This is a genomic window from Robinsoniella sp., from assembly GCF_034124845.1.
Map to the genome: position 1 here is coordinate 1 of NZ_JAWYAJ010000101.1, position 7705 is coordinate 7705.

The window sequence follows — 7705 nt, forward strand, 5'->3', positions numbered from 1 at the left end:
ATAATAAAAATACACAAAAATGGTTAAGGAAAGCCCCTGTTTTTGACGACAAATTTGAGGAAAATATACAAAGTGATGATTTAGGAGGAAAAAATCAAGAAATAATATTGACAATGCACAAAAGATAAGTTAAGATAAAATCACAAAACAAATTTGCGCAAATAAATGAAAACTAATAAAAATTCAGCGAAAAAGGAGAGGATTATTATGAAACTAGGATACATGACAAATGCATTTGGTCCATTGACAGGTGATGGAGGCGGCGTTACCAGCATGAAGGATGTAGGTTACGTAACGATGTGTGATGATGAAGACGCAATTTCTAAAATTGCAGCCAGGGGATACCAATACATAGAAATATTTGAGGGCAATATACGAGCTTACAAAGATAATCCGGGAAAATTTTTGGATATCTGCAGTAAATACGGTGTATCTGTTTTAGGGGTTTATGCAGGATGCCATTTTATTTATGAGGATGCTTTGGAAGATGAACTGTATAAAATAAAAGAAGTTACTTCCATTGCCCGGCAGCTGGGAGCTAAGCATATTGTATTGGGAGGCGGATCGGTACACGGTTCCGGTATCCGGGAAGAGGATTATCCCAGATTGGCAAAAGGGATTGATCAGGCTGCTGCAATTATTTCGGAATATGGTTTAATACCCAGCTATCATCCCCATTTGGGATCACTGGCGGAGAAACCGGATCAGATCCATAAATTATTTTCCTTAACGGACATTTCTTTCTGCCCGGATATTGCCCACCTGGCAGCCGGAGGATCCGATGCCCTTCAAATGATCAGGCAGTACTATGACAGGATAAAATATGTGCATTTAAAAGATCTGAATTCAGCCGGAGAGTTTGTACCATTAGGAAAGGGAAGCATCAACCTGGAAGAAATTATTTCCTATTTAAAGAATAAGGGGTATGATGGCGACTGGCTGGTAGAGATTGACGGGTATTCCGGAGATCCCTGTGAAGCATGTGAGACATCTTACCAGTATTTAAAAGGAAAACTACTGTAATCAAAGAAAGCACGAGGTGGAAAGATAAGATGAAGAAGAAAATATTAAGTGTATTATTATCCGCAGTTATGGTTTGCTCTTTGGCGGCATGCAGCACGACAACCGATATGGTGAATACAACAGAGGGAAATAAGGAAACAACCGCAGGAACTTCTGCACAGTCAGAGGAGAAGGAAACAGCCGGCGCAGATGAGGCCAAAAACGATGCAGTAGAAAAAGCAGATGATACAGATGAAACGAATGGAGGTGCTGTCTCCGGAACCGGAGAGATCCTTTCCACGGGTCCAAACGGAGAAACTGCCACCCCAGCCAGTGAACTGACACTGACAGAGGAGGAAATTGCTAAAGTGAAGGAAGGCAAATATACGGCGGCCATTTCTTTTCACTATGGCGGAAATGACTGGTCGACTTCCCAGCTAAAAGGGTTGACGGACCGGTTTGCAGAGCTTGGCATCGAAATTGCAGCTACAACAGACGCTAACTTCTCAGCCGAACAGCAGGTGGCTGACATTGAAACCATTATGGCAAAAAACCCGGATGTTCTCGTTAGTATTCCCACAGATGCCACTGCCACTGCGGATGCATTCCAGCGTGTTGCCGATGCGGGTACGAAACTGGTATTTATGGATAATGTGCCAAAAGGTTTTAAGGCTGGCGAAAACTATGTAGGCAGTGTTTCTGCAGATAACTACGGGAATGGAGTGATTGCAGCAGATTTGATCGGAGAGGCTTTAAATGGCGAGGGAAAAATAGGTATAGTCTATTATGATGTGGATTTCTTTGTGACCAATCAGAGGCTGGAAGCATTTGAGAAAACCATGGAAGAAAAATATCCAAATATCGAGATCGTATCTAAAATGGGATTCCAGGATGAGAATAGCTGCGATGTGGTAGCGGATGCCATGCTGACACAGAATCCGGATATCCAGGCTATTTTTGCCCATTGGGATATCCCTTGTGAAGGGGTGTTGTCTGCATTACGTGCCGCAGGCAGGGATGATATCCTTCTGGCTACCATTGATTTGGGTAATAATGTGGCAAAAGAGATCGCTGCAGGAAAAATATTAGGACTTGGTGCACAGCTTCCCTATGATCAGGGTGTGGCAGAAGCCAATATGGCAGCATATGCACTTCTGGGAAAAGAAGTTCCTGCTTATGTGGCAGTTCCGGCAAAAAGAGTAGATCACTCCAATATACTTCAGGCATACGAAGACGTATATCATGTACCGGCACCGGACTTCCTGAAGGATGCATACAAGGAGTAACTCAGTTAATTTTCACAGGTCGCATGAAAGGTGCCTGTGATATACATGGAGGTCAATATGAGTCAATATGTATTAGAACTAAAAGGAATCAAAAAGTCCTTTGGAGCCGTATCGGTCCTAAAGGGTGTGGACTTCTCCCTTGCAAAAGGAGAGGTACATGCTCTGGTGGGTGGAAATGGTGCCGGTAAATCTACGCTGATGAAGATTATGACAGGCGTCTACACCAGGGACGATGGGGAGATTTATATAGATGACAGACAGGTTATGATTCACAGCACCCATGATGCAAAGAATAACGGGATTGCCATGATTTTTCAGGAACTGTCGCTGGTACAGACAATGACAGTGGCGGAAAATATATTTCTGGGAGAAGAAGTAACCAGACATGGTATCCGGGATACTGCTTATATGAATCAAAAAACTAAGGAAGTACTGGATGAGCTGGGCATAGTCGCGGATCCAGATATTCCGGTGAATAAACTCAGTGTAGGTATGAGCCAGATGATTGAGATTGCCAAAGCAGTTTCCAAGCAGGCACGTATCCTGGTTTTGGATGAGCCAACAGCGGCGCTTTCGGATTCCGAGACGGCAGAATTATTTAAAATGATACGGGATTTGAAAGAAAAAGGGGTATCCATGGTGTATATTTCCCACCGGATGAATGAGATTATGCAGATTGCGGACTCTATTACCATTTTAAGGGATGGCGTCATTGTACATACCGATGCAATCCGTAATATGACCCTGGATGATATTATTACCCATATGATCGGCGGAGCAGGTGTGTATAAAAAGTTCGATTGGATAGAGCGGGAATATGATAAAAAGGGTGCGGATATGCTGACGGTTCAGCATTTAAATATTAACAGTAAGCTTAAGGATATTTCCTTCTCTCTTAAAAAAGGTGAAATCCTGGGTTTTGCCGGACTGATGGGAAGTGGAAGAACGGAAATTCTGGAAACTTTGTTTGGCGTAAGGAAGAAAGAAAGCGGTACGATCCTGCTAAACGGAGAAGTAATTGAAGTCAAAAATACCAGGGATGCTGTTAAAGCAGGTTTCGCATTGATTCCGGAGGACAGGCGGAAACAGGGGCTGGTGCTGATTCATTCTGTTAAGGAAAATGCTATTTTGCCCATTGTAACCAAACTGAGAAAGAAGAAGATTCTGGTTGATGAAACAGCAGCAAATGAAATGGTGGAAAAGAACGTTGAGCAGCTGAATATTATCACGGATGGCATACAGAAGAGAATTAATCTGCTGTCCGGTGGAAATCAGCAAAAAGTGGTAATTGCCAAATGGCTGAATATGAATCCTCAGATCATGATGCTGGATGAGCCAACAGCCGGTGTGGATATTGGAGCAAAGACGGAAATTATTGAACTGATCCGCAATTTTGCTGATGCGGGAAAGGGAGTAATTTTCGTGTCCTCGGAATTGACAGAGCTGATGGCGGTCTGCGACCGTATTATAATCCTGTATGATGGAAGAATTACAGGAGAAATAGAACGTAAAGAGATAAAAGCAGAGGAGGAGTTACAGTATGCAATCCAAAAAGGGGAATAGACTTTTAAATTTGCAATGGGATAAGTATATGGTTTACATTATCTTTGTTGCCGTATTTATTGTTTTTGGCATTACGCTGGGAAATAAGGGGTTTTTAGGTGCGAATAACCTGATGAATGTCTTAAGGCAGACGGCAATGATATCTGTTATGGCAGTAGCCTGTACCTTTGTTATGGCTGCCGGACAGATTGATTTGACGGTTGGTGCGGTAGCGGCAATGACTGCGATGATCGTGTCACTGATCCTGAAGAGTACCAACTCTATTCTGCTCGCTTTGGCAGCCGGACTTGGATTTGGTTGTCTGGTAGGCCTTGTAAACGGTGTTTTGATTACAAAGCTTCGTCTGCCGGCATTTTTGGCTACGATGGGTATGATGCAGGTGGTTCGGGGAAGTGCCATGTGGATAACGGAAACGGCAGCAGTTCCCATTGAAAATGCAGGGTTTAATTTTATCTTCGGAGTGGGAAATATAGCAGGCATTCCGGTTTTGATTCTATGGACGGTGTTATTTTACATAATCGGCATACTGATATTTAATAAAACAGCATTTGGGCGCCATACACTTGCCACAGGCGGGAATGAAGTTTCGGCAGGGTATAGTGGAATAAATACCGTAAAAGTCAAGATCACCGCATTTATTATGTCCGGCGCATTTGCAGCATTTGCGGGCATCATGTATGCAGCGCGTCTTCAGGCAGGACGTTATTCTTATGGAGACGGAGACGAGATGTCTGTGATCGCGGCTGTTGTACTGGGCGGTACCTCTATGTCCGGTGGAACGGGATCTGTAATCGGTGCCTTGTTTGGATCAATACTCATGGGACTAATTAACAACGCATTGATTCTGGCCGGGCTTAGCACCGCCCAGCAGACTATTGTAAAAGGCGCAATTATCGTGATTGCGGTTGCTCTGAGCAACCTGGCTCAGAAAAAAAAGAACTGAAAATATTTGAACGTAAAAATATGATAACATATGGAACAAAGAAAACATAATAAGAGAGGTATAGGACAATGAAAAAATTAAATGTAGGTTTAATCGGTGCAGGATTTATGGGTAAAGCACATGTAGTAGGGTATTCCAATATGCCAAAGTTGTTTTGGCCGGCACCGGCAATGCCTGTGATGAAAACAATATGTGATATTGTGCCGGAGATTGCAGCAGATGCAAAAGAAAGATTTGGTTTTGAAAAATGCTGTTCCGATTACCGGGAGATTATACAGGATCCTGAAATTGATGTAGTAAGTATCTGTACGCCAAACAACGCACATGCTGAAATTGCGATTGCAGCTCTGAAAGCAGGGAAACATGTGATCTGTGAAAAACCCATTGCATCTACTTTGGAAGACGCAGAAAAAATGGCGGAAGCAGCAGAGGAAGCGGCGAAACAGGGAATTATCAGCATGAATGCATATCAATACCGCAGAGTGCCGGCGCTGGTTCTGGCGAAAAAATTCATCGACGAAGGTTCCCTTGGCAGAATATTGAATGTAAGATGCACCTATCTGCAAAGCTGGTGTGCAGATCCTTCTTCACCATTGTCCTGGAGATTCCAGAAAAAAATAGCCGGAGCAGGTACCTTGGGAGACATTGCATCCCATGTGATCGATATCGCTCAGTATCTGGCAGGTGATATGGATGAAGTAGTATCAATGATGCAGACGTATATCACAGAAAGACCGGTACAGGAGGGGGGTACAGACCTTCTTGGGACAGTTAAAATGGATTCCAATGCTAGGAAAGAGCCGGTGGATGTAGACGATGAAGCTTCTTTCCTGGTTCGTTTTAAGAGCGGCGCAGTGGGAAGCATTGAAGCTACCAGAAATGCATGGGGAAGAAATAATTTTATAACGGTGGAACTTCACGGAACACTTGGCAGCGTATGCTTTAACTATGAAAGGCTGAATGAACTGCAGGTTTGCTGGGCTAATGATCCTGATGACAGGCGTGGATTTAAAACGATTTATACGGGGCCGGCTCATTTTTATGGAGATGCAACCTGGAATATCCCTGGCATGAATATTGGTTATGGAGAGTTGAAAGCAATTGAAATGTTTGATTTTGTCAGTGCAATTGTGAACAAAGAGCAGCCTTCCACCAGATTTTCTGTGGGTTATGGAGTTGAGAAAGTTTGCGACGCGGTTGCAAAATCTGCGGGCAGCAGGCAGTGGGTAAAGGTGCAGAAGTAGGTTAGAAAAATCAGGATAGGTTATGCAAATACAATTGCATAACCTATCCTGATTTTTATTTTGCTCCTGATATAAAAGATAAATCAGGTATGACTTCCCGCTATTCTTTGGAAAAAATATAATTAGGATTTTCCTTCAATGCAAGCTTTAAGGCAGAAGAAGGCTCCTCTTTAAATACTTTCTTCCAGGATTTTAAAAGGTTTTCCGGTGTGACCACAATCGGCTCAATACCGATAAAAGAAGGTGTCTTTTTATGAAGCAGGGCATTGGCGGCAGCCATGGCAATTGCCTGCCCCTGTTCATAGGAACACTGGGCGCTGATCATTTTGATCATACCTCCTTTTGCCAGATTCTGAGCAATGGAATAATCCAGATCACCGGTTACGATGGCAATATCTGTGCGCTCCATCTGGGTTAAGGCAGCCATTGCTTCCATTGCAGGACCTTCCCATGAAATATACAGTGCTTCGATCTCAGGATGCCGTTTTACCAGATCCAGAGTTTGCTTGAATACGTCTTCTTCGGAACGGAATGCGATAGTGCCGCAGACCTGAAGATCGGGATATTCTTCTGTAATCACTTGCTCGGCAGCCCGGTCTCTCTGGTTGGTAGCATAAAAGTTAGCGCCATGTTTAATAAAAGCCAGTTTTGTGAGACCGTGTTTCTGCATATATTCACCCAGCCCGTGTCCCATATTACTGCCGTGGGAGTGTTCGTTGACGGAGACACAGCAGACGTAATCATCTGGTGTCAGTCCATCGGGAACATTGGTAATTAATATCATCCGGGAAGGGCTCCTGGCAATATTTTGAAAAGCATGAGCAGTTTTTTCATTATCTGTTGGTATGGCAATCAAAATGTCGGGTTCCAAAAGCTTAAGGCTTTCCAGCTGCCTGCATTGCAACTCCGGATTAAAGTGGGCATCGGTAATCGCTATAATCGAAATGCCCAGATTGTCAAAGATATCACGAATCCCTTTCTGGTGCAGTTCCATCCATGCTTTGCCGGCATAGTGGAAAGAAATAGCGGCGGTATAATTATTTTCCCGCAGAGTTTGTTCTTCCGAAGGGGTCAGCGTCAGGGAATCAATGGTTTCAGCCTTTTCTCCAAAAGGTCCCCGGCCAATGCCGCAGGTGGAATCCCTTACGTTTAATTTGGAAGGCAGGACTACCTTTTGGCTGGGCAGCAGGGTAGGAGAATTAATGCGCCGGATAAGCGCACTTACTGCCTGGTTTGCTATTTCAGCCGTATTCTGCTCTACCGTTGTAAGTGGCGGATTATGCAGTGCTGCCCAGTCAAACTCATTGAATACCACCAGCGAAACATCATTGGGGCAGCTGATATTATGGGAATCCATATAATGCAGCAGCGGAAGTAAAATAGAATAGTTTGCAGCCAATATGGCAGTGGGAGCGTCATATCCGGTAAAAAGCTGGTTCAAGACATTATAAATATCCTGAGAGCTGTGCAGATTCGTTACGATATATTTAGGATTGGCTTCGATCCCGTATTCCTGCAGCGCCTGTGTAAAACCCATCAGCCTTTTGGGAGAACGGTCCTGGGAGGAGCCCAGATAAGCGATTTGTTCGTGCCCGTTTTTAATCAAATGGCGTGTTGCCTTATATCCTCCGTCACAGCTGTCGGACAAAATAGTGTCTGCTTTGTAA

Annotated in this window: 6 protein-coding genes; 5 read left to right on the forward strand and 1 reads right to left on the reverse strand. The window is 43.9% G+C overall.

Annotated elements, in window-relative coordinates; translation table 11 throughout:
* Positions 1 to 207 precede the first annotated feature (207 nt).
* From ACH2DQ_RS04960 to ACH2DQ_RS04980, 5 genes are all read left to right on the forward strand, one after another.
* Complete coding sequence (locus tag ACH2DQ_RS04960; RefSeq protein WP_394914490.1) at positions 208 to 1023, forward strand: sugar phosphate isomerase/epimerase family protein; 816 nt, start codon at positions 208 to 210, stop codon at positions 1021 to 1023.
* Between the two features lie 29 nt (positions 1024 to 1052).
* Positions 1053 to 2288 carry a substrate-binding domain-containing protein gene (locus ACH2DQ_RS04965; RefSeq protein WP_394914491.1) on the forward strand — a complete coding sequence of 412 codons (1236 nt, stop codon included), beginning with the start codon at positions 1053 to 1055 and terminating at the stop codon, positions 2286 to 2288.
* Between the two features lie 57 nt (positions 2289 to 2345).
* Positions 2346 to 3851 (forward strand): sugar ABC transporter ATP-binding protein, encoded by a 1506-nt coding sequence (locus ACH2DQ_RS04970; RefSeq protein ID WP_394914492.1) that lies wholly within the window; start codon positions 2346 to 2348, stop codon positions 3849 to 3851.
* Complete coding sequence (locus ACH2DQ_RS04975) at positions 3829 to 4794, forward strand: ABC transporter permease (protein WP_394914493.1); 966 nt, start codon at positions 3829 to 3831, stop codon at positions 4792 to 4794. The genes ACH2DQ_RS04970 and ACH2DQ_RS04975 overlap by 23 nt, the downstream gene beginning before the upstream one ends.
* A 68-nt stretch (positions 4795 to 4862) precedes the next feature.
* A complete protein-coding gene (locus ACH2DQ_RS04980) occupies positions 4863 to 6038 on the forward strand; it encodes a Gfo/Idh/MocA family protein (RefSeq protein ID WP_394914494.1) in 1176 nt (391 codons plus the stop codon).
* A 100-nt stretch (positions 6039 to 6138) separates the two neighbouring features.
* Here the strand turns inward: ACH2DQ_RS04980 and ACH2DQ_RS04985 are convergent.
* Positions 6139 to 7705, reverse strand: a 1567-nt coding sequence (locus ACH2DQ_RS04985; RefSeq protein ID WP_395025802.1) for a LacI family DNA-binding transcriptional regulator, incomplete at its 5' end; no start/stop codon positions are given.